Annotated in this window: 24 protein-coding genes; 14 read left to right on the forward strand and 10 right to left on the reverse strand. The window is 47.2% G+C overall.

The genetic code is table 11. The annotated features are described in order from the left end of the window. From ACYVGO_RS17625 to ACYVGO_RS17635, 3 genes are all read left to right on the forward strand, one after another. On the forward strand, positions 1–192 hold a 192-nt coding region (locus ACYVGO_RS17625; protein WP_460970382.1), incomplete at its 5' end, for an Ntn hydrolase family protein. 143 nt (positions 193–335) lie between these two features. After that, complete coding sequence (locus ACYVGO_RS17630; RefSeq protein ID WP_142772523.1) at positions 336–1,781, forward strand: sensor histidine kinase; 1,446 nt, start codon at positions 336–338, stop codon at positions 1,779–1,781. Then, on the forward strand, positions 1,735–2,199 hold the full coding sequence (locus ACYVGO_RS17635) for a response regulator (RefSeq protein ID WP_142772524.1): 465 nt from the start codon (positions 1,735–1,737) through the stop codon (positions 2,197–2,199). Before ACYVGO_RS17630 ends, ACYVGO_RS17635 begins: the two co-directional genes overlap by 47 nt. 79 nt (positions 2,200–2,278) lie before the next feature. Here the strand turns inward: ACYVGO_RS17635 and dacB are convergent, their stop codons facing one another. Further along, complete coding sequence (gene dacB, locus ACYVGO_RS17640) at positions 2,279–3,826, reverse strand: D-alanyl-D-alanine carboxypeptidase/D-alanyl-D-alanine endopeptidase (RefSeq protein WP_460970383.1); 1,548 nt, start codon at positions 3,824–3,826, stop codon at positions 2,279–2,281. A 133-nt stretch (positions 3,827–3,959) separates the two neighbouring features. Between dacB and ACYVGO_RS17645 the strand changes: the two genes are divergently transcribed. The 8 genes from ACYVGO_RS17645 (at position 3,960) to ACYVGO_RS17680 (ending at position 11,208) form a co-directional block, all read left to right on the forward strand. Continuing rightward, entirely contained in the window at positions 3,960–5,390 is a 1,431-nt protein-coding gene (locus ACYVGO_RS17645) for an MBL fold metallo-hydrolase RNA specificity domain-containing protein (protein ID WP_142772526.1), read from the forward strand. An 84-nt stretch (positions 5,391–5,474) separates the two neighbouring features. Beyond that, entirely contained in the window at positions 5,475–6,428 is a 954-nt protein-coding gene (locus tag ACYVGO_RS17650) for an acetyl-CoA carboxylase carboxyltransferase subunit alpha (protein WP_460970384.1), read from the forward strand. A 191-nt stretch (positions 6,429–6,619) separates the two neighbouring features. Beyond that, the gene (locus tag ACYVGO_RS17655) at positions 6,620–6,895 is read left to right on the forward strand and encodes a hypothetical protein (protein ID WP_460970385.1); all 276 of its coding nucleotides are present in this window, start codon (positions 6,620–6,622) and stop codon (positions 6,893–6,895) included. 7 nt (positions 6,896–6,902) lie between these two features. After that, positions 6,903–8,075 (forward strand): zinc metalloprotease, encoded by a 1,173-nt coding sequence (locus ACYVGO_RS17660; protein WP_460970386.1) that lies wholly within the window; start codon positions 6,903–6,905, stop codon positions 8,073–8,075. 22 nt (positions 8,076–8,097) lie between these two features. Then, positions 8,098–8,583 (forward strand): RNA polymerase sigma factor, encoded by a 486-nt coding sequence (locus ACYVGO_RS17665; protein WP_460970387.1) that lies wholly within the window; start codon positions 8,098–8,100, stop codon positions 8,581–8,583. Between the two features lie 3 nt (positions 8,584–8,586). Then, positions 8,587–9,231 (forward strand): hypothetical protein, encoded by a 645-nt coding sequence (locus ACYVGO_RS17670; protein ID WP_460970388.1) that lies wholly within the window; start codon positions 8,587–8,589, stop codon positions 9,229–9,231. Between the two features lie 109 nt (positions 9,232–9,340). Then, positions 9,341–9,979 carry an HAD family hydrolase gene (locus ACYVGO_RS17675; protein ID WP_142772532.1) on the forward strand — a complete coding sequence of 213 codons (639 nt, stop codon included), beginning with the start codon at positions 9,341–9,343 and terminating at the stop codon, positions 9,977–9,979. 74 nt (positions 9,980–10,053) lie between these two features. Further along, positions 10,054–11,208: a site-2 protease family protein gene (locus ACYVGO_RS17680; RefSeq protein ID WP_460970389.1), complete on the forward strand. Its 1,155-nt coding sequence runs from the start codon at positions 10,054–10,056 to the stop codon at positions 11,206–11,208. Positions 11,209–11,387: 179 nt separating this feature from the next. Here the strand turns inward: ACYVGO_RS17680 and ACYVGO_RS17685 are convergent, their stop codons facing one another. From ACYVGO_RS17685 to ACYVGO_RS17715, 7 genes are all read right to left on the reverse strand, one after another. After that, positions 11,388–12,005: a 3'-5' exonuclease gene (locus tag ACYVGO_RS17685; protein ID WP_142772534.1), complete on the reverse strand. Its 618-nt coding sequence runs from the start codon at positions 12,003–12,005 to the stop codon at positions 11,388–11,390. A gap of 212 nt (positions 12,006–12,217) precedes the next feature. Next, a complete protein-coding gene (locus ACYVGO_RS17690; RefSeq protein ID WP_460970390.1) occupies positions 12,218–14,191 on the reverse strand; it encodes a S9 family peptidase in 1,974 nt (657 codons plus the stop codon). A gap of 69 nt (positions 14,192–14,260) precedes the next feature. After that, entirely contained in the window at positions 14,261–16,423 is a 2,163-nt protein-coding gene (locus tag ACYVGO_RS17695; protein ID WP_460970391.1) for an FUSC family protein, read from the reverse strand. A 200-nt stretch (positions 16,424–16,623) separates the two neighbouring features. Further along, positions 16,624–18,372 (reverse strand): ABC transporter ATP-binding protein, encoded by a 1,749-nt coding sequence (locus tag ACYVGO_RS17700; protein WP_142772537.1) that lies wholly within the window; start codon positions 18,370–18,372, stop codon positions 16,624–16,626. A gap of 84 nt (positions 18,373–18,456) precedes the next feature. Continuing rightward, complete coding sequence (gene rpiB / locus ACYVGO_RS17705; protein ID WP_142772538.1) at positions 18,457–18,891, reverse strand: ribose 5-phosphate isomerase B; 435 nt, start codon at positions 18,889–18,891, stop codon at positions 18,457–18,459. A 205-nt stretch (positions 18,892–19,096) separates the two neighbouring features. After that, on the reverse strand, positions 19,097–19,531 hold the full coding sequence (locus ACYVGO_RS17710; RefSeq protein WP_460970392.1) for a response regulator: 435 nt from the start codon (positions 19,529–19,531) through the stop codon (positions 19,097–19,099). Further along, on the reverse strand, positions 19,497–20,660 hold the full coding sequence (locus ACYVGO_RS17715) for a sensor histidine kinase (protein ID WP_460970393.1): 1,164 nt from the start codon (positions 20,658–20,660) through the stop codon (positions 19,497–19,499). Before ACYVGO_RS17715 ends, ACYVGO_RS17710 begins: the two co-directional genes overlap by 35 nt. Positions 20,661–20,897: 237 nt before the next feature. On the opposite strand from ACYVGO_RS17715, the gene zwf reads away from it, so the two are divergent. From zwf to pgl, 3 genes are all read left to right on the forward strand, one after another. Beyond that, the gene (zwf, locus tag ACYVGO_RS17720) at positions 20,898–22,412 is read left to right on the forward strand and encodes a glucose-6-phosphate dehydrogenase (protein WP_460970394.1); all 1,515 of its coding nucleotides are present in this window, start codon (positions 20,898–20,900) and stop codon (positions 22,410–22,412) included. A gap of 96 nt (positions 22,413–22,508) precedes the next feature. After that, complete coding sequence (locus ACYVGO_RS17725) at positions 22,509–22,850, forward strand: cupin domain-containing protein (RefSeq protein ID WP_460970395.1); 342 nt, start codon at positions 22,509–22,511, stop codon at positions 22,848–22,850. Between the two features lie 53 nt (positions 22,851–22,903). Next, positions 22,904–23,653: a 6-phosphogluconolactonase gene (gene pgl, locus ACYVGO_RS17730; protein WP_460970396.1), complete on the forward strand. Its 750-nt coding sequence runs from the start codon at positions 22,904–22,906 to the stop codon at positions 23,651–23,653. 75 nt (positions 23,654–23,728) lie between these two features. Here pgl and ACYVGO_RS17735 read toward each other — a convergent pair whose 3' ends face one another. Then, positions 23,729–23,917 (reverse strand): hypothetical protein, encoded by a 189-nt coding sequence (locus ACYVGO_RS17735; RefSeq protein WP_168207785.1) that lies wholly within the window; start codon positions 23,915–23,917, stop codon positions 23,729–23,731. A 173-nt stretch (positions 23,918–24,090) separates the two neighbouring features. After that, a complete protein-coding gene (locus ACYVGO_RS17740) occupies positions 24,091–24,567 on the reverse strand; it encodes a hypothetical protein (RefSeq protein WP_460970397.1) in 477 nt (158 codons plus the stop codon). Positions 24,568–24,626 lie beyond the last annotated feature (59 nt).

Raw genomic sequence — 24,626 nt, forward strand, 5'->3', positions numbered from 1 at the left:
GGCGATGTTATTGAACCCGATCATGATATTGCTGCTATTGGCTCTGGTGGTATGTATGCCCAGTCTGCGGCAATTGCGTTGAAAAAACATGCGTCATCGCTTTCGGCAGAAGAAATGGTTCGGGAAAGTCTACACATAGCCGCCGATGTATGTATTTACACAAACCATAATTTAGTGGTTGAAACGTTATAGTGGAGTGAGTGTAGTAAGTGGGATGAATCCCTCCACTCTTTTTACTCCCTCAACCTACTGCACTTAGTCTACGATTAGTTACATTTGTTGCCGATAGATTGCTCTCCGTTATGAAAATTGCCGCTCCATTTGCTCCAAAGCTCATGAACCGTCGCATTGCGTTGGGGTTCATTGTAGCAATGGTGCTGATTGCGTCGGGGTTTATTATATCATTCTACAGCTACAATCAGTACAGTGAGGATACTAAGCGGGTTAGGCACACGTATGAAGTAACGGGCACGCTTGAAAAAATTCTGTCTCTGGTTAAAGATGTAGAGACTGGATCGAGGGGGTATATCCTGACGAACGACGCGTCCTATCTGGCACCCTATCGAACAGCACTGACGCTGCTACCTGAACAGATTAATCAGTTACGACTATTAGGTAACGACAATCGAATCCAAATTCAGCGACGGATTACACTCGAAAAACTAGTCAGGGATAAATTAGCGGTTACCAAAACTCGGATTGGGATTGGGGTCTCGGATAAACGAAGCCAGGCAATTAGTGCAGAAAGTAAGCGGAGCATGGATGCCCTACGGCGGCATGTGGCGCTCATGGTAGAAACTGAACGGATAATCATGGATTCCCGTAATCGGCAGGCTGCCCGTTCATTTCGAAATACACTCATTATTATTTTTGGGCTATCGTTGCTGACATTTATGGCTCTGGCTATTTCGTACCGATTATTGGAGCAGGAACTCATCTATCGTCAGACCACTGAAGACCAGCTACGGGAATATGAAGGCCAACTCAAGGGACAGATTCGGCAATTAGAGACGTCTAATGAAGAACTGGAACGATTTGCCTTTGTAGCCAGCCATGATTTGCAGGAACCCCTGAGAAAGATTCAGTCGTTTTCTAATTTGATTACGGATCGATACGGTAATCTGTTCGATGAGGATAGTATGCTCTTTATGAGCAAAATTTCGCATTCTGCCGAACGGATGTCCAAGCTAATTAAAGATTTATTAAACTTCTCGCGGATATCGAACCACCAGGAGAATTTTAAATCTGTCCCTTTAGGTGATATCATCCAGCGTATTCTTGATGATCAGGAACTACGTATTAAAGGCCTTGATGTTGCGGTCGAAGTAGGGGAGATGCCTGTTATTCAGGCTGTTGCCAGCCAGATGGATCATCTCTTTACTAATCTCATTTCGAATGCACTTAAATTCACGCGGCCTGGTATTCGGCCTTCACTACGTATTCAGGCAAGGTCCATCAATGGAGACGACTATGCTGGCTTGACTCCCGACCGGCCTTATGTCGAAATTACGATTGAGGACAATGGTATCGGTTTTGAGGAGAAATATTTAGACCACATCTTTAAGGTTTTTCAACGGTTACATGGCAAAACAGCTTTTGAAGGGACTGGCATTGGCCTGGCCATTTGTAAACGGGTTGTTATGTATCACCACGGATTTATTACGGCCCGAAGCCAGCCCACCCAGGGTGCTACTTTCGTAGTCGTTCTACCGGAAAGCCAATCGCTACAACATTATGACAGACCAACCTCAACCGAAACTTATTCATATCCTGCTCGTTGACGATGACGAAGATGATCGTTATCTTACACGAGAGGCATTTCATCAGCATTATCCGGCCAGTCGTATTTCGTTTGCTGAAGACGGAGAAGACTTGATGGATTTTCTGAATTACAAAGGGCGTTACGCACAGGCAGATCATACACTGCCCGAGTTGATTCTATTGGATTTAAATATGCCGCGTAAAGATGGACGTGAAGCCTTGCGTGAGATTAAAGCTGATGAACAGTTTCGGCATATTCCTATTGTTGTACTGACCACCTCAGATGCAAAGGACGATGTGGAAACGTCCTATTTCAATGGCGCGAATAGCTTTATTACCAAGCCACCTACCTTCCAACGACTGAGCGAAGTAACGAAAGCCATTGGCCAGTATTGGTTCAACGTCGTCACCATCTGCGAACACGAAGGGGGGAATTAGTGAAGTGGGTGGAGTAAGTGCAGTAAGTATCACAACTTACTGCACTTACTCCACCCACTTCACTAATTTACCTACTTCACTAATCCCTTCCTTTCAATCCGACCAGGCCCACAAAGATCTTTTCCAACTCATTAGTCACAAGACGGCTTTGACCAGGTGTGAATTTGTTGACTAATACGCAGAAACTCATTGGCTCGCCATCTGCTGCCGTAAAATAACCCGCATAGGCCCTGACGCCTTCAATGGAACCACTTTTGGCCCGGATATTACCGGCTGCAGCCGTACCTCGTGCCAGACTGCGTACCGTTCCGGTTTGCCCTACCACCGGTATCGTTTCATAAAATTGTGGAAAGGTTTTTTCGCGACCCATGGCACTCAGAATACCCGTCATATTATCGGCGGTTAAGGCACCTACAGTTGAAAGGCCACTGCCATCCCGAATCCGAAATCCATCTACATTCACACCTTTGTTTTTCCAGAATGATGTCAAAGCTTCCAGGCTACCGCTTGTTGTCTTTACATTTTTGTTGAGGGTTAAAGCAGTTGTACGCAATAGTGCTTCGGCGTAGAGGTTGATACTCTGAAAGTTAGTTTGTTGAACCAACTCAGTTAAGGTTGGAGATTTATGCTGATTAAGAACGATTCGTTTGCCCGCTGTTGGAAGGCTTGTTGGTAAACCACCACCTATTGAAACGGGTTGGCTACTGATCGTAATATTATCCTGAATTAACTGATTCTGGAGTGCGTAAGCCGCAAAAAAAGCCGGGTCGGGCAAGGCTCCTTTTACACTAAATTCGTTGGCGGGTTCGCCCAGGGGTACCTTGCCGGTTAGCCACTGTTGGTTCATAAAGGGTACCCCGTAAATATTCACCTGATCGCCCGTGTTGGCGGCATCGGTTGTAACCGTGTTACGGAAGGCGAGGTAGGGAAGGGGCGGGTCGGTGCGTAGCACACTAGTGGGTGCACCTACCGTTTTGCCTGGTCTGAAAAATACACGAAACAGATTTTCATTGATATTTAACGCGCTCAAACTGGCTCCGTAATAGTTGCCCAGATCGCCGAAAGGCCAGGTGTCGGGCGTTGTCAGATCATCATAAAGACTGGCATCACCCACAACCATACCCTGAATCCGCCGAATGCCGGCTGCTTTTACGGCATCCGACCAGCTTTTTAGTAAAGCTGTTAAGTCGGAATACGTGGCAAACCGCCAACTCCCCAGAGAAGGGTCGCCAGTCCCGTGGATGTATAGATTGCCGGTTAACACGCTGTCTTTGATTGCACTATCGTATTCGAGGGTAGTGGTATAGGTGTAATTACTACCCAGTACGGCCAGTGCCGTAGCCGTTGTAATGAGCTTCAGGGTTGAAGCAGAGGGTAAACTCATTCGGGCATTATACCCGATCAGCTCCTGACCATCACGCACACGCCGAACCGAGAGGGCCACTGTTCCGAAACGGGTGGCGGGTCCAGCCTGGAAAGCTTCGACCTGCTTCATCAGGTTCTGTGTAGCCAGCGAATCGGCAGGGCGAGTGGCTTGCGCGAAGGCAGTCGGAGTAGTGTAATGAACAAGTAAACAGACTAGGAAATTAAATAACAAATAAGCCGTAAAACGGGGAATACTGTGCATTTGGGAACAGTTAGGCGATTCGATGGGTATTTTGTACTTTTGCAAACTTACGGAATTCACACCACCTTACTTGCCTTAAGCCATCCTTCACAAGTCATCGAACATACGAAATTGATTAGTTAAAGTTGTACGCATGAAATTATCATTTCTGGGGGCAGCCCGGCAAGTAACAGGTAGTATGTACCTGCTGGAACTGGAGGATGATTACCGCATCCTGATTGACTGTGGCTCGGACATGGAGCGATCCAGTTCGACTGGTCAGACGGCCCCCGCCGTTACTCATCCGGGATTTTTCCCCTTTGAGGCTTCGAGTATAAATCTGGTTCTACTGACACATGCCCATGTAGACCACTCAGGCAATTTGCCTAACCTGTTTCGCGAAGGTTATGAAGGCCAGATTCTTTGCACTGAACCTACCTTTGCGCTGACCAATGTTCTGCTTAATGATGCGGCCTCGCTTAATCAAAAGCGAATTAACGAACTGAACGCCAGTAAGAAACAGCGGGTACGGGATCGTCAGTCGCAGATGCAGAAAGATCTGTTTTTGGGGCTGCAAGTTCGCGAGACTATGGAGAATGTTGTCCCCATAGCCTTTAACCGACGCTTTAAAGTAGCCGATGGAGTCGACGTTACGTTTATTCCGGCGGGGCACCTGCTGGGGGCGGCTCACATCGTGATTAATGTGCTCGAACATGGTGAACGTAAAAGCATCTGTTTCTCGGGCGATATTGGCCGCAAAAATTACCCGCTTTTAGTTGATCCTGCTCCCGTACCACCGGTCGATTATTTAATCTGTGAGAGTACCTATGGTAACCGGCTTCATGAGCATACCATGTCGCCCGAAGATGCGCTGGCTGATATTATTCAGCGAACCTGCATCGATATTCCAGGCCGACTGATTATCCCATCTTTCAGCGTTGGCCGAACTCAGGCGTTGCTTTATACACTGAACAGGCTCTACACAGAACGGAATTTTCCGCCCATCCGGGTTTTTTCGGATAGCCCAATGGGGTACGAGAGTACTAAAATTTACATGCAGCATGTAAAAATGCTGAATAGTGAAGCCAAAGAGTTTTATAAGGAAAACGAAACCTTATTTGACTTTGAGAATTTTCAGTTTCTGGAATCATCGAAAGCCAGTAAATCTGTTTCCGATTATGCCGAGCCCTGTATCATCATTTCCTCCTCAGGGATGGTGCAAGGGGGGCGGGTTGAATACCACGTCGCCGAAAACATTAGCAACCCCTATGCTACCATCCTGATTATTGGGTACTGTGCTGAAGGTACACTGGGCTGGCGGCTATTGAATGGCCAGCAAACGCTCAGTATTAAAGGTAAAGATCATCAGGTACTGGCAAATGTTGAGAAAATAGATGTGTTTAGTGGACATGGAGATCGGAACGACCTGGTTAATTTTGTGCAAATGCAGTCGCCCGAGACACTCAAGTCTATTTTTCTGGTTCATGGTGAATACGAGAGCATGGAGTCTTTCAAGACTACCCTGGCCGAAGAAGGCTATCCACAGGTGATTATTCCGAAAAAAGGCGAAAGTTTTGACCTATAAGGAGTAAAAGGAAGAGCGGGAGGAAAGGGAGAATGGTTTTTGCCTTCGTCCTTTTCCTCCCCTTCCTCCTTTCTCCCTCTTTTTATGAGAACATACCTCGATTTTGAAAAGCCAATTGCCGATCTCGAAGCGCGATTGGAAGAGACGAAAAAATTAGCCCAGACCAGCAACGTCGACGTGAGCGGAGCGGTTGCTATTCTGGAACAGAGCATTGATAAGCTGCGGCAGGAAATTTTTCAGAATCTGACGCGTTGGCAGCGTGTTCAGTTATCGCGTCATCCTGATCGCCCGTACACCCTGGATTACATTTCGCTGATGTGTGATCAGTTCATTGAACTGCACGGCGACCGTACCGTTCGTGATGATCCGGCGATGGTGGGTGGCTTCTGCGAACTGGGTGACCAGACGGTAATGATTATTGGGCAGCAAAAAGGCCGTAATACCAAGCAGCGGCAATATCGGAACTTCGGTATGCCAAATCCCGAAGGCTATCGTAAAGCGCTGCGCCTGATGAAGCTGGCAGAAAAATTCAACAAACCCATAATTACACTGATCGATACGCCGGGTGCCTATCCGGGTCTGGAAGCTGAAGAACGGGGTCAGGGTGAAGCCATTGCCCGCAACCTGAAAGAGATGTTCATGCTGACGGTTCCGGTTATCTGTATCGTCATTGGCGAAGGAGCATCGGGTGGTGCCCTGGGTATTGCCATTGGCGATAAAGTATTTATGCTGGAAAATACCTGGTACTCAGTCATCTCGCCCGAAAACTGCTCGACTATCCTCTGGCGGAGCTGGAACTTCAAGGAGCAGGCGGCAGAAGCGATGAAGCTAACGGCCCGCGACATGAAACTGAATAAACTGGTGGATGAAATCGTAGAAGAACCCCTGGGTGGTGCGCATAACGACCATCAGGAAATGGCGAACCACCTGAAAGACGTCATTCTGAAAGCGCTAGCGGAACTCAGCGCTATTGACCCACAGGAGCGGATCAATCAGCGAATTGAGAAGTTCTGCGATATGGGTGTGGTGTTGGAATAATTGTCTGGGTTAAGCTGGAGCTTGGCCCGCATCAAACGATAAAAAAGCCGCTGGGTGATTCACCAAGCGGCTTTTTTATAGCTAGCTACCTAGCTCAAGTAAACACCTTATCAACCAACAGTAAAAAAAACGCACCCCCTTGTAATAATTAGCGCTGTTTGGAGACTAATAGGGTAAAACAGCATAAAGCAATGCGTTCTACCCATCAATCCGCCAGTGCCAACCCACTATCCATCAAGGTCAACCGGATTTTATACGGGACCTTTGTTCTGTTGAGCCTCTACTTCGGTCTGACCGGCTCATACGAAGATTCTGCCGTTAACCTGGGCATCGCGCTCATAGTTGATCCCTTCGACCAGACCGTACGCTGGGACAATCGGCCGCGTTGGCAACGTGTCTGGCTGATTGTTCATCTGCTGATTATGGTAGGAATTGGGGTGGTCTATTGGCGAACCTTCGGTGCCTAAGTCGAGCATGAAAAAGAAGCAGGTTCTATCCATGTTGCTGGCCATGCTAGCCGGTGCTGTTCTTAGTTTCGGAAGTATTCGGTTAATCGAGTATTCCTTCCCGATTGCTGTGCTGAAAAATATGCTTCATTCCAGCACGGGCTCGGAAGATGCGGTCAAATTGGCAGGTGTTCTGGTGGCTATGTGGGCCGCGCTGCTGGTCCATGAATTAGGCCATTTGGTAACGGGCTTAGCGCTTAAGTTTCGCTTTCACATCGTAGTAGTCGGTCCATTAGGTATTCGCCGGAATCCGGATACAGACCGGGTGGAAGGCTACCTGAACCGGGATGCCCGGTTGTACGGAGGCATTGCAGGAACTGTACCACTAGAAAAAGGGCCACATCTGCGGTCTAAATTTGCGGCTATAGTGGCGGCTGGACCTATTGTCAGCCTTTTTATGGGCGTAGTTGCACTCTGGCTCGGGTACATGAACGCTTACACACTGACTATCAACTCACTGGCACTGACGCGGATTGCCGTTTGTTTCAGTCTGACCTTCGGGGTGTTTTCCTGCATGTTATTTCTGGCAACAACCGTTCCATCTCGAACAGGGCCTTTTTTCACGGATCGTGCTCGCTTTTTTCGGCTTATGGGTGGTGGGCATGCCGCAGCTATTGAACAGGCTACGCTCGAACTACTGGTGCATAGCCAATCAGGACAATCGTATGCAAGTAGTAACCCCGAACAAATCGATCTGTTGCTCAACGAACCGGAATCGTCGCTTCGGTTATTTGCCTGTATAATGGCCTATTACCGGCATCTGGATCGGCAGGAAATGATGGATGCGTTTAAGCAACTTAAGCTGGCGGAAACGTTGCTCGAAGACCAGCCGGAAATGACGAAAATTGAAATTTGGAAGGAGTTGGCGTTTGCCTACGCCTATATTGAGTGGGATGTGAAGGAGGCTCTGGCCAATTGGGGTAAGATTAAGCCCTCTCCTGAAAGTTTTCCGTCGGCTTTTGTGTATTTGTTCTGGGCATCGCTTTCCCGTGCCCAGGGCGAGTCTGTAGAGCAGATTCATGCGTGGGTTGCCAAAGGGCTAGCCGCCTTACCCAACACCCTGACGCGTAGCGAGGATCGGCTTCGACATAAGTTATTGAACAGTTTGACTAAACAAAAGATAGTGCTTTCTGCGTCTTAATTGTCCTTCGTTACCGCTCCTTATGTTGTCAGAGCAGGAATTTGTTCAACAAATTCGCCAACATCAGAAAATCATTCATAAAGTTTGTCACCTCTATGCGGACAAACCGGAAGATCGCGAGGACCTATTTCAGGAAATTCTGCTAAATGCCTGGAAAGCCAATCGCAATTTTCGGCGGGATGCCAAGTTTACGACCTGGCTTTATCAAATTGGACTGAATACCGCAATCTCCTATTTCCGGAAAACAAAACGAAAGCCGACGCAGGATGGGCTGGATGATGTACTGCACCTTCCTGACCTGACTGATGATGCTACAGAACAACAATTTTTGGCCCTATATCAGGCTATTGCACAACTTGACAAGATTGATAAAGCGGTGGTGATGCTCTATCTCGATGAGTATGATTATACAACAATCGGCCAGTTACTGGGTATCAGTCCCAATTATGTCGCTGTCAAAATGAATCGAATCAGGCAACAGCTTAAGCAAGCCGTACAACAAAACTAAAGGATGGAACTTGATGAGTTTAAAGCCCTCTATCAGTCTCGGTTTGAAGAGATTCCTGACAAATCGGGTGCATATCTGGAAGACATTCTTCGAAGACGATCATCTTCCGCTGTGGAGCGAATTTTACGCAACCTGCTCTGGGAAGTCGGCGCGGCATTCGTAATTGTGCTTGGGTTAGCATTTGTCATGGCTACCTGGTCGTCGAACATCGTTCGGTGGGTGGGTTTAGATTTGGTGATACTTAGCCTTGTTCAGATGGTAGCCTTTAGCTGGCAATACCAACAACTGAAGGCCCAGCTTAGTCGGGCAACCGGATCGGTACGTCACCACTTACAGGACACCGTGGGGATTGTTAGCCGGTTTGTGCGACTCTATTACCGATATTGTATGCGTCTAATCCCCGTAGGAATGGTGGTTGGGGGCTTACTGGGCGGGTATGCTGGCGTTACCGGTAATACGACCGACCCTGCTTTGGCGGCTTTGCCCGAGAATCCTGGTCTCGTCTTTCTACTAGGCTCGCTGGTACTCGCTGTTGCCTCGGCAATCGGCACTTATTTTATGCTTACCTGGTATATTCAGCGATTGTACGGTCGGTATCTGGATGAACTCAATGCCTGTTTGCGTGATTTGACGGAGATAGCCAGTTAATTAAATTGATACTGACAAATTACTTTGCCTTCGTTGTCTAGCTGTTTGTGAGCAAATCTAGCGTTATCTTTGGCCTCCGGTTTGTCTAACCTTCTACCACCGGTTGCGAATGGAATCCGCACATAACACCACAACGCTCAAAAACCTGATTTTCGACCTCGGTGATGTGATTATCCCGATTGATTTGACCGCCCCTATTCGAAACTTTGCCATGCTGGCGAACCTACCCGAAGAGGAAGTAAGGTCGATCTGGACGCAATTCGACATCATTGGTCAATATGAAACCGGCCTGATTGACGACACGGCCTTCCGTGATCATGTTCGGCGGGTGTTGAAAAATGACAGCTGGGCTGATGAAGTGATTGATACAGCCTGGAACACTATTTTGCTTGACTTACCCGTTGAGCGGGTTGAACGCATTAAAGAGCTACAACAAACGTATCGGCTATTCCTGCTTAGCAATACCAGCCCTATTCACATTCGACTGGTGAACAAAATGCTTACCAGTCTGAATCAGCCGACGCTGGAAGAACTCTTTGAGCGCGTATTTTATTCCTACGAAGTAAAACTAGCGAAGCCGTCGCCTGAAATTTACGAGCACGTTTTGGCCGAAGCGGGATTGGTTGCCTCAGAAACCGCTTTTTTCGATGATAATGCAGCAAACATCCGGTCGGCTGCCCAGTTAGGTATTCAGGCCGTACATGTGCAGCCCCCGATGACAATTCTTGATTACTTAACGAATGTATAATGGATAATGTAAAATGAATAGCTCAGTTCTGATGAACATTATTCATTTTACATTATCCATTGTTCATTACATCTATGAACCAACGCACCAAGACTTACCTCCTGCACGGAGGTCTTTTTTTAATTACCCTCATCACCACCACAATGGCCGGTGCCGAATGGATGTTCGGGAGTCTCTTTATTCCATTTGAAGGCGTAACAAAACCATTGGGCTGGTCGGAGTTTGTGGATGGATTTCAGTTTTCAGTCCCCTTTCTGGCCATTCTAACAGTCCATGAATTTGGGCATTATTTCACCGCGAAGGCCAATAAGGTACGTGTAACCTTACCCTTCTACATTCCACTCTGGCTGGGAATTGGACAAAGCATTGGCACCCTGGGGGCATTTATTCGGATCAAGGATTACATTAATAGCCGTCAGAAGTATTTCGATATTGGTATTGCTGGCCCGTTAGCGGGTTTTGTGCTGGCGTTGGTCGTGTTATGGTACGCCTTTTCGCACCTGCCACCACCGGAATTTATCTTCACCATTCACCCCGAATATGCTAAATGGGGGCTTGATTATGGGAAGTATGCGTATCAACATCTGCCAGAAGGCGGAGCTGTTGGATTGGGCGATAACTTACTGTTCCACTTCTTTAAAACCTACGTTGCGGACCCGGCTCGCGTGCCTCATGCGTACGAAATGGTTCACTATCCGTATGTGCTGGCGGGTTACCTGGCCCTGTTTTTTACATCACTCAACCTGATTCCCATTGGGCAGCTAGATGGTGGTCATATTTTGTACGCGCTCATCGGGCGTAAACGATTTCAATGGGTAGCCCCTGCTTTGTTCATTGTATTTGCGTTTTATGCAGGGTTAGGCTTGTATAAACCTACCGACTTTGCAGTGCCTACCGATGAAGCGTTTTTTGAAGTACTGGGCTATTTTGCGCTGTATGTGGTTTTCCTGTACTTAGCCTTTTCGCGGATCAGCGAGAATAAGATGACCTCGTTGATGATCACACTGTGTGTTGTATCGGCTCAGTTGGCCGTTTCCTGGATGAAACCAGACGTTGTAGGCTATTCAAACTTCCTCGTATTTGTGTTTGTCGTCGGGCGATTTTTAGGTATTTATCATCCAGTAACAGAAGTAGAAGAGCCACTTGACCTGAAACGACAAGTGCTGGGCTGGATTGCCCTGATTGTTTTTGTCTTGTGTTTTAGCCCGCGTCCCTTCCTGATTTCGTAGCCGTATTCCCCAAAGAATCAGTGGATTGGGGACATTGATATAGGGAAACGACGTTATTACATTAAATTATTAAACACAGAGTAACGGAGGTATAAACAGAGAGCACAAAGGGTGACTACTTAATATGTTATATCTCAGTGTTCTCTTTTTATACCTCTGTTACTCTGTGTTTGAATGTTTCAACTCGGCAGTTTCAGTTGCTCGCTCAATTCAAATACCTTTTTGAGGCATTGTGCGGTAAGTATCGCATCCTCAAGCGCGTTATGAAAGCCGTCTTCCCTGGCAAAACCGAAATAATTTGCAATGGCGGTCAGGCTTAATCGGTCTGGAACTTTGCGACCGTTAGCTTTTAACACTCGGAAGGTAAAATAGGCCAGCGTATGCAAATCAAGCAACACCCTGGAATAAGGCCACTTTAGTTTCTCATACCGATACGCTTCCTTCAGAAAGTTGATATCGTTTATTACGCTCTGTCCGCAAATGATCACATCGCGTAGAAAGGGTGTTCGGTCTAACTGACCTTTCGGAACGCGCAGGCCGAGTTCCTTACAAATCCATTCTTCCAGTTCGGGTAATACATCATAGATCATCGGGGCATCTTCCAGATCGGCCAGCGAGAGATTATGAATTTTCTCCGATGAGGACGAAAACGCATCTTTATTCTCCGGATAAACATTGGTGAGATAGCGACCTTTTTCAACCCAGTTGTCGTCAAACAGCACGGCTCCAATCTGGATAATTTCGTTATAATCCGGTTCAGGACCGGTCATTTCAAGGTCAAGTACTAAAAACGACATATGTTAATAATGTTTATTAAAAGCGGGTAAATGGTAACGACTTTGTTATTGAGAAGTAAAGTGAAAAATAATATGCTAATTTTTCAAGTGGACAACATTTCTGACCCTTCTGCTGTTTTAACTACATACACGCTAACAAAGCCCCGACAGTCTATCTGCCGGGGCTTTTTCGTGCTGGTAAATTGCAGAATAGAAGTCAGAATTTTCGTGGCTTACAGATTTTCTCCCCAGATGTATTTGCTGAACCAGCGGTAGTTTTCTTCCATAACCTGCCGCATTGGTTTGGGCTTTGTAATGCCATGCCCAAACCCTTTGTAAACGACCATTTTTACCGGTATTCCTTTATCTTCCAGGGCCAGCCTGAGTTCATAGGCGTTAGCAATTGGAACGCGTCTATCCAACTCACCATGCTGAATGAGTGTAGGTGTTTTGGCTCGACTCACGTAAGTGATTGGGGAGGTTTTCTGATAAATGTCGGCGTTATCCCAGGGAGTTCCCTGCAAATACTGACGCGTAAAGGGTGTGATATCCGTATTCTGATAGTAGGTTGCCCAGTTTGAAATACCTGCTCCAACGGATGTGGCTTTGAATCGATCGCTGTAGGTGGTGATAAAGGCCGAAATATAGCCCCCCTGACTCCAGCCCATGGCACCCACTTTATCTTTATCGACGATCCCTTTAGTAATCAAATAATCGACGCCCGAAATCACGTCATCGTAATCGCCCAGCCCCAGATTCTTCACATTCAGCGAGCGGAATTTGCTGCCATAACCGGCCGATCCGCGGTAGTTTGGTCGTAATACAAGCGCGCCTTTTGCCGTAAATTGTTCGATCGGGTAGTATCGGTCGGCCGTTACAGAAGGTAAGTCGATACCCGTTGGCCCACCGTGAATAACAACCAGCAGTGGATATTTGCGGGTAGGGTCGAAATTGGCGGGTTTAATCAAAATGCCTTCAATCATATTTCCATCCACCGATTTCCAACTAATAACCTCCCGGCTCGATATACTGAATGGAGCCAATTGCTTGCCCATTGTTGTGATCGTTTTTGGGGCAAAATGACGTACCGAAGAGGTTTGAATTTCGGAATATTGATTTGGAAGCGCCCCAACAAACGCCATCTGCTGCCCATCTTTACTGAACGAAAATTGGTTGGCAATCAGATTATCTGGTTTTGTTAATCGTTCCGTTTTCAGCGTGGCCGGGTCAAGCCGGAACAAGTGGGCGGCTGTCTTCTGAAATCCGCTGAACAAAATGCCATCAGCCGTCCATTCCAGTAGGTTCGCATTTTCGTCAAACGTATTAGATAGTATTTTAGGCGTGCCGCCCGTAGCGGGCACCGTGGCAATGAGCCGATTCGTGTAGAAATAGAACTCATTCTCATTGGCCGTTGTAAAGGCAATTTGCTTGCCATCGGGCGACCAAACTGGGTTTTGATCGGGGCCTTTGAGCGAGACGATCTTAGTCGTAACGGTATCGCCAAGGGTTAGAACATATAGATCGGAGGTATGACCGTTGATCAGATCGGGGTTCTTTGAAGCATCAAATGCGATTTTCTTCCCATCGGGCGATACCACGAAGCTGCCTACCGAAAATCCAATTCCTTTGGTTAAAGCCTTAGCCTGAGCGGGCTTCTCATTTGTAAGACTGTCGAGTAGATACAAATGAACCATTTTGTAATCATCCCGAACAACTTCATAGTCGCTGTATTTTTCTTTACGCTCTTTGTCGAGTTTTCCATCGGGCACTGTGGCCGAAAAGACAATCTGCTTCCCCGTTGGTGACCATTTAAACGTGGTTACACCGGTTTCAAATTTAGATAATGGCCTTGCTTCACCACCCGTTGGGCTGATCACATACAACTGAGACTTGTCGTCACGCGTGGACAAAAAGGCCAGCCATTTACCATCCGGCGACCAGGCAGGGCTGCTGTTCGATTTTTTCGAGTTCGTTAGCTGAAACTGATCACCCGTTGTGGTATTAGCCAGCCAGATGTCGGTATCATAGGCGTTCTCATCCCAGTTCGTTTTTGTAACCGTGTAGGCAACCCATTTGCCATCGGGCGAAAGTTGTGGATTCGATACACTTTTCATGTCAATCGACTGAACAATACTCGGTGCCTGAGCCCATGCAGGCGTGAAGCTAACCAGAAAGGGTAGCAGGTAGAGGAAGTAAATAGATTTCATGCGAGGAAGTGTCTGGTTGTATAAACCTCTAATATAGGGCAGTTTAGGCAGGATTGCCAGCAGTTTCCATTACGCAGTGTGGAAGCGTGTTTTAATGATCTGTTCCCGTGTTTCCAAACGGTCGATGATTTTACTGATGTCGCTGCTGACCTGTTGTATAAAATTCAATTGTTCCAGTAACGATGGGTCCGAAGGAGCCGTTGGAAGACTTACGTCTGGCACTGCTGTGTCCAGAGTCGATTTCTCCGTAGTGGAGTTGAGCCGGTGTAGACTTTCGGACAGTGTGAACAGGGCACGTTTGACTGGACGTAGTAACGGAGCCGGGTAAGCTTTAGGCTCTCCCGTTAGTTGGGCCGAGGTGATGGTGGCAATGTTGGCCGATAAAACGTGATTGAGCACTACGAACTCGTAGATGAGTTTTTCGTTGCGCTGCTTGTGCTTGGGCTCCGACAGCATTCGGTCAAATGCTGCGGAAAGGTTAGCTGATGAAACATAAATTTCCTTCCGTGCCAGTTTGTACTCAACCAGACTGATCAGTCGCCCTGACAGGCTATCCAGTAAAAGTTGAACATACCTGACATTGGCTTTCAGTACGGTTTGCATGGGCTTCCGTAACTGCTCCGATTCCCATTGCGGAAACAGTAAATAACTCGCCATGAAGGCAATAACTCCCCCAAGCAAGGTGTCGAAGAAGCGCTCTTCAGCGGCACCTAAATAGCTGACACCAAGGAAATTGAAGAGGATCAGAATGAAGGGGGTCACGCAAATGACCATTACGATGTAGTTGATACGCTGGGCACTATACGTACCCAACATCAACAGCACCATAAAGCTGAACTGAACGGTTTTATTGGGTAGAAAGGTTAAAATAAGTACACCGATGATACCACCCGCCAGAGTGCCAATGATCCGTTCAATATTTCGTTGTTTGGTGAGACTGAATGCTGGTTTCAGAATGACCGAGATCGTTAGCAATACCCAGTAACTATGATGCCCGTAGGGGAGGAGTTTGGTAATAACGAAGCCGAGCAACATGGCAATGGCTACCCGTACCGAATGCCGGAATACCGACGAATTAAGGGTTAGGTTATCCAGAAACGATTTCAGATCAATCTCCTGATGAGAAACAAACCGCCCGAATTCCATGGCCTCATTATCAACCGGACTAATGGTAGGTAGCACAAGATTCTTTTGCAGACCACTTAATCGCTGGCTGATTGTTCGTAAACTGACCAATACTTTCTTAAGGACCAGCGTGCTGCCTTCCTGCTCGTTAAGGGCGTCGATGTGGCGCTTTAGCTCCTCCAGAACCGGGCTAATATCAATGGGTTTGTGAAACGGAACGGGCAACTGAATGGCTAAGCCGATGTGATCCAACTCAACGGATAACCGACGAATGGTGCGGGAAATCTCAGTCAACACAGTAGACTTGCCAAACCGTTCGCGGATATCGGAATAGTCGTAATACATGGCAATGATCTGCTCATACAGATCAACTACATCCACAAATGTGAGCAGCAGCAACCGCCCGGTACGCGTCGACTCGGTTACGATGCGCCGACTTTTGAACAGGACTTCCCGTACGGCATCCTGTTTTTCACTGACATCCACCTGTTGGGCAATCAGTCGACGGTAATTGTCGTCTAGTTGGGTCGATACGTCGTAGAAATCGGCTTTGATGGCCATGAGTTTGGCAATCTCATGGATGCACTGGCCCAGGGCTTGCTGGGCCAATCGGTAGGGCTGAAGCCGGGAAACCAACAAACTGATGGTACTATACCAAATACTCCCGGCCAGCACCAGAAAGCTCTCGTGTATAACACCAGTGGCATCCATCGGGCGGTCGAGCATCAGGATCATGATCAGCAAAGCCGCTGTACCAACAGATGTAGCCCGGTTGCCGTAAATGGCGAACATGGAGAAGAAAAAGCTGAACAGCAGAATCTCAATTCCCAATGTATACGGACTCATTCGGGCAAACCCCGTTATGAACGTTACTGAAAAGCTGATGAGCGCACTGGATACCATGCCGTTACGTCGGTGCGACACCGGGCCCGGTGCATCACTCAGGCTTACATTTAGTGCACCCAGCGACATGGCCATACCGGCCTGAAGCTGGTCGAACTGGGCTAATACAAGAGAAGGCAGCAAAATGGACAACGTTATTCGCAGTCCATCAGAAAAATACTGACTGGATAGAAAATAACTGACTTGCCGACTCCGCTTATTCATTCTGGTTTAGTTGTTAGCGTGATGTCAGATGCTTACATCTGACATTGTGAGGTTTCTTAAAACCGAATGAGCTATTTTAGGTTTTGAGAAACCTAAAATGTCGGTTATAAGTAACCGACATCACTAAAAACGTCTTAAAACCAAACTCTGTGTTCTCTGTGTCGCAACGGCGCACCGCTCTGTGGTTTAAAAAAATAAATTTAAATAGCTCTCCGTTCGCCGATTTGCTGACGCCACATGGCATAATAAAGCCCTTTTTGGGCGACAAGTTCTTCATGACTACCAGTTTCGACAATTTTACCTTTTTCAAGCACAAAAATGGTATTCGCATGTAAAATTGTTGACAGGCGGTGCGCGATTAAAATGGTAATCTGTGAATTCAGGGCGGAAACACTCCGGACGGTATCCGTAATTTCTTCTTCAGTAAGAGAATCAAGGGCTGATGTAGCCTCATCGAAAATCAGTAGTCGGGGATTACGCACCAAGGCACGGGCGATGGAGAGCCGTTGCTTTTCACCTCCAGACATTTTCAGCCCCCCCTCGCCAATTTGCGTATCGAGTCCTTTTTCAGAACGGGCCAACAGATGGTCACAGGCAGCTTTGTCCAGGGCGTCCAACATCTCTGCTTCAGTAGCGTCGGGTTTAACGAATAATAGATTTTCGCGAATGGTGCCGGCAAACAGGTGTGTATCCTGCGTGACAAAGCCAATTTGACGGCGCATCGGGTTAAACCGAATATCGTTTGTCGAGATATCGTTGTAATAAATTTCACCACCTACGGGTCGATACAGACCAACCAGTAACTTGACCATCGTTGATTTCCCTGAGCCCGATGGCCCAACGAAAGCTATCGTGTCGCCAAGAGAAGCCTCAAACGAAACGCCATCAATGGCATTCTGATTGGCACCGATATGCCGGAAAACAACATCAGCAAACCGGAGCCGCTCAATAGGGCCAACTTCAATTGGGGACTCTGGATTTCGTTCAATCGGCTTTTCCATCAATTTTTCGAAGCTGGTTAGCCCTGCTTCGGCTTCCCGATAAGCCAGAATGATATTGCCCAATTCCTGCAACGGGTTGAAGATAGACACAGAAATAAACTGCATCGAAATCAACTCACCTGTACTTAGAACGTTTCTGAAAATGAGCCACAGCAAGGTGAAAAGTACAGATTGCTTCAGCACATTCAACGTGGTACTTTGCCAGAAGGAGAGTAGCCGTACCCTGCGTACCTTAAACATTTCCAGCTCGAAAATGCGGCCCGTTTGGGTTTTTAGTCGCCGGATCTCGGGGAATGTCAAACCCAGACTTTTAATCAGCTCAATGTTTCGAAGTGATTCGGTGATAACGCCCGACAGTAAGGCCGTCTCGCGATTGATCGAGCGTTGGGTTGTTTTGATCTGTTTACTGAGCAATCCGGTTAAGCCACCCAGCAATAAAACTCCAATCAGGAATACCGGAACCAGTGCCCAGTGTTTTGTAATGGCGTACCAGATGAGGAAGCCCATGCCCACAATGGACGAAAACAGAACGTTGACGAAGGAGTTGATAAACTTCTCGGTATCGGTTCGTACCTTTTGTAGGATAGATAGAGTTGCCCCGCTGCTCTGATCGCCAAACTCCTGATAGGATAGACGCAGGGTTTGTTTCAACCCGTCATTGAAAATATCGGTACCAAATTTCTGAACCACCAGTCGTGTCACATACTCCTGAAAGGCCTTGGTTATATTCGATAAAACGGCTACTCCGACAGCAATAGCCAACAGGTGAAGTACCCCTCTAACTTTTTCGGTTTCCGTTTTGGCACCGGGATGGGTTGCATATTGGTCAATAAGTTTCCCGAAGATAATAGGATCGACTAGTGCGAGAATCTGGGCGATACCAGCGAGTACTAATGCCAGCACAGCCAGCCAGCGATAAGGCTTAAGGTATTTCCAGAGAATCTGCATAGGGGATAATGGATCATGAACAATGTAAAATGGATAATGTATGGACTGGTAGGGTAGTATACATTATCCATTTTACATTGTTCATTAATACCTATCCAATTCCTGGATTCGTGCCAGATGCCGGCCTCCTTCAAACGGTGTATCAAGCCAGATCTGGACCAGTTTCAGGGCTGTTTCTTCACTCATCATACGTTCTCCCAGTGAGATAACATTGGCGTCGTTATGTTGCCGACACAAGCGGGCCGACTCTTCATTCCAGCATAAACCACACCGAACACCCTTTACCCGATTGGCAGCAATGGCTTCCCCGTTGCCTGATCCGCCCAGTACAACGCCACGTTCTACTTCGCCAGCGGCTACAGCCTCGGCAACAGGCCGAATAAAGAGTGGATAATCCACCGAAGGCGTAGCGGCATAGGTGCCTTTGTCGATAACGTCATGGCCGAGGTCGATAAGCAGTTTTTTGATGGCTTCTTTGTACTGAAAACCAGCGTGGTCGGAGCCAATGGCAATTTTCATGGTAAACGTGAATTAGTCAGAAATAGAAATTAGTTCGGCAAATTTAGACGCTCTGGATACGATTGATGCTCTGGATGTGATGGATTCTATATATTTTTTGGATTCTTCTTTTATTAATTTATTGGTTTTCAGTAGTATAGGTATGTCAGATTGATGCTACTCCCAGAACGGGTAGAATCCACAGAATCTATTTTGTACTCTTGAATCAACCCGGTAACGTGTCGTTCGTTAACGTAGAGGGATACTGATCAACAATGGCCCTAAGCATATTGATGGTAAGCGGTTTGGTATAATATCCTTTCACATGCGGGAGTGTGGCGGCACGCTGTGTATCTCTGGGGGCAAGTGATGTAGTTAGCACCAGCACCGCCAGCCGACTCTTCAGCTGGTCATCCAGACGATGGTACTGCTCCAGAAACTCGAACCCATTCATGCCCGGTAAATTAACATCCGTCAGAATCAAATCAGGACGAATATAATCGGTATGACTGGTTTCCTGTAAGTAGCGGAGTGCCTCTGTACCCGTTTCAGCTACCCGAACGTGATCGCACAATTCTGAATCTTCGATAACAACCTGATGGAGAAAATTATCATCTGGGTCGTCGTCAACTAGCAGAATGCAGTGTATCGGCCTGGGCATAATGATGAATAGTTTTAATAATTTTTGGAATCGTAAAATAAAAGGTTGTACCAACGCCAACTGTACTCTCGATCCAGATTTGACCGCCGTAAATATCAACAACTTTCTTGCAGGTTGCTAATCCGATGCCCGTCCCCGAAAATTCATTACGGCCGTGCAGTCGTTGGAAAATCTGGAACACCCGCTCAAAATACTGTCGCTCAATTCCTATGCCATTATCTCGAACAGAGAAACAGAACTGCTCCTTCTCGTCAACCGCCTGAATAACGATATGCGGTGCAACGCCCGATTTTCGATACTTTAACCCATTGGAAATCAGGTTCTGGAAAACTTGTTTAAAGTCGGTATAGTGGGCGGTCATGGTGGGGAGTGGGCCCACATCAACAGTGGCTCCACTTGCCCTGATTTCGGCCTGTTGTTCTTCAATCACTTCGGCAACCAAATTGTTTAGATCAACTCGAGTAAAAGCAACCTCACTACCCACGCGCGAGAAATCAAGGAGGTCGCTAATGAGGCTCCGCATTCGCTCGGCTGCATTTGTGGAGGTCTCAATAAGCTTATGTGCGTCTTGGGGAAGTTGTTCTCCATATTTGGTGTTAAGCAGTTTCAGGTAATTGGAAATGGTTTTCAGGGGCGACTGAAGATCGTGCGAGGCTACATAGGCAAACTGTTGTAGTTCTTCATTGGAGCGCGTCAGCTCCGTAACCGCCTGCTGTCGGAATAGTAGTTCATGTTCGTATTCCCGGGAGGTACGCAAGCCAACGGCTTCATCGAAATACCGAAACAAAGCCACAACCGTAGCAATGGAAACAATACCTGTAAGGAAGCGCACCAACGCACTAATCCGGTAAACCGGTATCCAGAATATGACAACATCAATGAGGTGTGTAAGGCCACACAGTAAAATAAATGCCCCAAAAAGCCAGAAAACTCCTGGCAGGGGTACCCCTTTTTTTACGAATAGATAACGGATTAGAATGAGCGGAATGACCATATACGCCAACCAAATCATTAGATCCGAAGCAATATAAAGCCATCCATGAAAATCGGTCCATCGTCCACAAAACCAGCGTGGCGGCCAGTCACCCGAATCTGTAAGACGACTGAAAAACTCAATTAACTGTTCCATAATGGCGGATTAGAAAGGTGGTTATGAGCGCAAAAGCGATTTAGTTAAACTGATAAAGATAATTGCCCGAACGAAATAAAATTGGGGAAACTGAACAAAAAAGTTCGTAGGAATGGTTTTCCCGGAAAGTAAGGAGTGACAGTCTGGATGGAGATGCGTTTTAGAAATCCTTACTCTTGATAAATTTGTTCAGTATGGGTCGCGTAGGTAATTTCGGCCCGTCAATATAATCGACTTATGATTCCAGCAACTAATCAGCGTCCAGCCGCTACTATTTTATTCATCTTTGGTGGTAGTGGTGACCTGAACCTTCGCAAACTGACTCCTGCGCTTTTCAATCTGTATATCGATAAGTATTTATCTGACCGCTTTGCGGTGGTTGGCTTAGGCCGAAGCCCTTATACCGATGAGTCCTTTCGGGAGCGATTATTGGAAGGTGTGCAGTCGTTTTCCCGGCGAAAAAATGGCCCTGAGGACCTGTGGAAGGCTTTTGCGCCTTCTGTATCTTACCTACAGATGGATGCTGGCGACAACGCAGCCTATTCGAAACTGTCTGATTTTGTTTCGGAAAAAGAAGGGGAATGGGGCGTATCGGCCAACGTCGTTTTCTATCTGGCCGTTGCTCCGCAATTAGTGCCTGGTATTGCCACAAACCTGGGTAAACTGGCGCTTTGTGGTGATAAATCGCGGGTTCGGATTGTGGTTGAGAAGCCATTTGGACGCGATCTTAAAACGGCTCAGGAACTGAATACGCTCCTCGGTGGGCTGTTTGCCGAAGAACAGATTTACCGAATCGACCATTATCTCGGGAAAGAAACGGTGCAAAATATTCTGGCGCTTCGGTTTGCCAATTCCCTGTTTGAGCCCATCTGGAACCGGCGTTATGTGGAATATGTGCAGATCACTGCCGCCGAAACCGTTGGCCTTGAAGGGCGAGGTGGCTATTATGAAGGCTCGGGTGCCCTGCGCGACATGATTCAGAATCACCTGCTTCAGATGTTGTGCATGGTTGCTACAGAAGCGCCCATTTCGTTTGACGCCAATGAGGTGCGCAATAAAAAAGTAGATGTGCTCAATGCCATTCGCCGAATTAAGCCTGAAGAGGTAAAAAATGTAGCTGTTCGGGGGCAGTATGGACCAGGTGAATCCACGCCAGGTAAGAAAGACGGAAAAGACGTACCAGGTTATCGGGAAGAGGAAGGTGTAAAGCCAGACTCCGCTACAGAGACCTTTGCCGCCATCAAGCTGTTTGTCGACAACTGGCGGTGGGAAGATGTACCGTTCTATCTTCGTACCGGTAAATCGCTACCCGAAAAGGCAACGATCATCACGATTCAGTTTAAGCCTGCGCCCTATTACGCATTCCCGGATGAAGCTACGCATAGCTGGCACTCGAACCGGCTCACGATTGGGATTCAACCCGCTATGGACATCCGCTTGCGATTTCAGGCTAAACGACCCGGCCAAACGCTGGCCATTGACCCCGTCGAGATGGTGTTTAGCTATAAAGATGCGTATGAAGGCCAAGAGCCTGAAGCCTACGAAACCTTACTGCTTGATGTTATGACCGGCGATGCTACACTGTTCATGCGGGCAGATCAGGTGGAAGCGGCCTGGAAAGTAGTGACGCCCATTTTAGAAGCCTGGGAGAATGAAACCCCCGACTTCCCGAACTATACCCCCGGTTCATGGGGTCCGGAAGCCGCTATGGAACTCGTTGAGAAAGACGGATTTCAGTGGATGGCTAAATAGAGTTTGACGTTTGTAGTTTGATGTTTGAAGTTGCTGACGCAACACTCAGGCGTCAACAACTTCAAACATCAAACTACAAACTCTAAACCAAAAAATATGACAACCCAACTTGCTGCTCTTTTTGTAGCTGATGATAGCCTACCCTGGGAACAGGTAGCCGAAGGTGTGAAGCGCAAAATCATGACCTACGATGCCAATCTGATGATGGTAAAAGTAGCCTTTGAAACAGGCGGAATCGGAGCGGCTCATAGCCATAGGCATACGCAAATGAGTTACGTAGCAAGTGGTGCATTCTCGATTATGATTGGGGACGAAACCCGAGTCGTTCGAGGGGGGGATGCGTATTATATTCCGCCGAATGTATGGCATGGTGCCGTTTGTGAGGAGGCCGGTGTACTGGTTGATATGTTTACGCCCATGCGCGAAGATTTTGTGTGATCGGTATCGCCAGTTGAGATTTAAATCTTACATCGTAAACCGTAATTATCTACGTGCAACTCATTATCAAAAAGAACCCGGCTGAATTAGCCAAAGCTGCGGCTGATTTTATTGCGAAACGTATTAAAGAGGTTCTGAAAAAACAGGATCGGTTTACGATTGCCTTGTCGGGAGGTAGCACGCCTAAAGCTCTGCACGAACTCCTGGCCAAATCGCCGTACGTTAACGAAATCCCCTGGTTACAACTACATGTATTTTGGGGTGATGAACGCTACGTGCCCATTGATGATGAGCAGAGCAATGCGGGCATGGCCTATGACACGTTGCTCGGACACGTATATACACCCGAAGAGCAGATTCATGTTTGGCGTACCAACCTCGAACCCGATGCGGCTGCTGCTGATTATAACCGGATTTTACACGAATACTTTGGTGACTCCGGCGAAGCGTCGCCCGGCCCTTCGTTTGATCTGGTACTGCTAGGCATGGGCGATGATGGGCATACGCTTTCGCTATTTCCGGGTACCGAAGTGGTTCATGAGCAAACTGCCTGGACGAAAGCGTATTTTCTGACCCAACAAAACATGTATCGGCTAACCCTGACAGCGCCTATTGTAAATCGGGCGTCCTGTATAGCCTTTCTGGTGGCTGGCCCGAAAAAAGCGGAACCGCTGAAAGAAGTGCTGGAAGGTGACTATAATCCTGATAAGTACCCATCGCAGGTGATTAAGCCTACGGATGGGGAATTGATTTGGCTGGTGGACGAGAAAGCAGCGGCTGACCTAACGAAAAGCTATTCCTGATTTATAAATCTATCTCTTATTAACAGAAAAGGCCCTCCTGATTGAGGGCCTTTTCTGTTAAAGAAAGCAAGTCGATTATTTGATCGAATCTTTCTTGGTGGTATCGCTCATCATCGTTGATGTCGAGTCTGTTTTGGTAGAGTCACTCATCATCGAAGTCGAATCCGTTACCGTTGTCGATGTTTCAGTGGTTTCAGTTTTGGTGCTCGAGCAAGCTGTAGCTAAAGCCATCATTGAGAGAACGAAGAAAGCAGATTTTACCATGATAGTAATGAATTTGAGTTAGTCAGATTGTTTAGTTGTTAATTCGCATAAATAAGAAAAGTAACCCATGTTCTTCTATAAATTTCAAATCTGGCCGAAGATTTTTAACTAATTCTCGAATTGCATGGGTATACTATCTCTTAAATGTCCCCTTACGAGGCTATTGGTTAATTTTACACTTCGTTAGCAATGGCGTCGTAGACCAACCCGGCAGCTACCGCGTACACCGCATGATGGAGGGCATCAATGGCTACATCTTTTGGTTCTTCTTCTGTAATTGGTGGGGCTACATCGAGTGAAGGCAGCATTGTTAATTCAGTGGCCCAGATGGCGGCAAAATGAAGCAACGTTGCTGGCCATCCTATTAAACCGGTAAGGCCAAGAATACCTCTTGGAATGCCCCAGGCTGTACCATATGTCCAGTGGATCTCCTGCGAGACCTTCTCGTTTTTGTCTTTTCTGGTTGGCTTAACATTTAGCACTTTAGACACTGCTTTGACAGGTGTAGTGCTGGGCGAGCGTTTCGTAATGCTCATTTCGACCAGTTGAGAGATCGTGATGGCTGCTGTACCAGCTATTCCGGCCAGAACACCAGCCCCAAGCGCCATACTTAAACTCGTTAACGGTTTTTCGGTGATTTCACGTTTCATGCGTTGAGTCGATTAAACGGTTTTCATTCGTCAGAAGCCATCATGTACACAGAAGCAGA

The organism is Spirosoma migulaei (assembly GCF_054776855.1).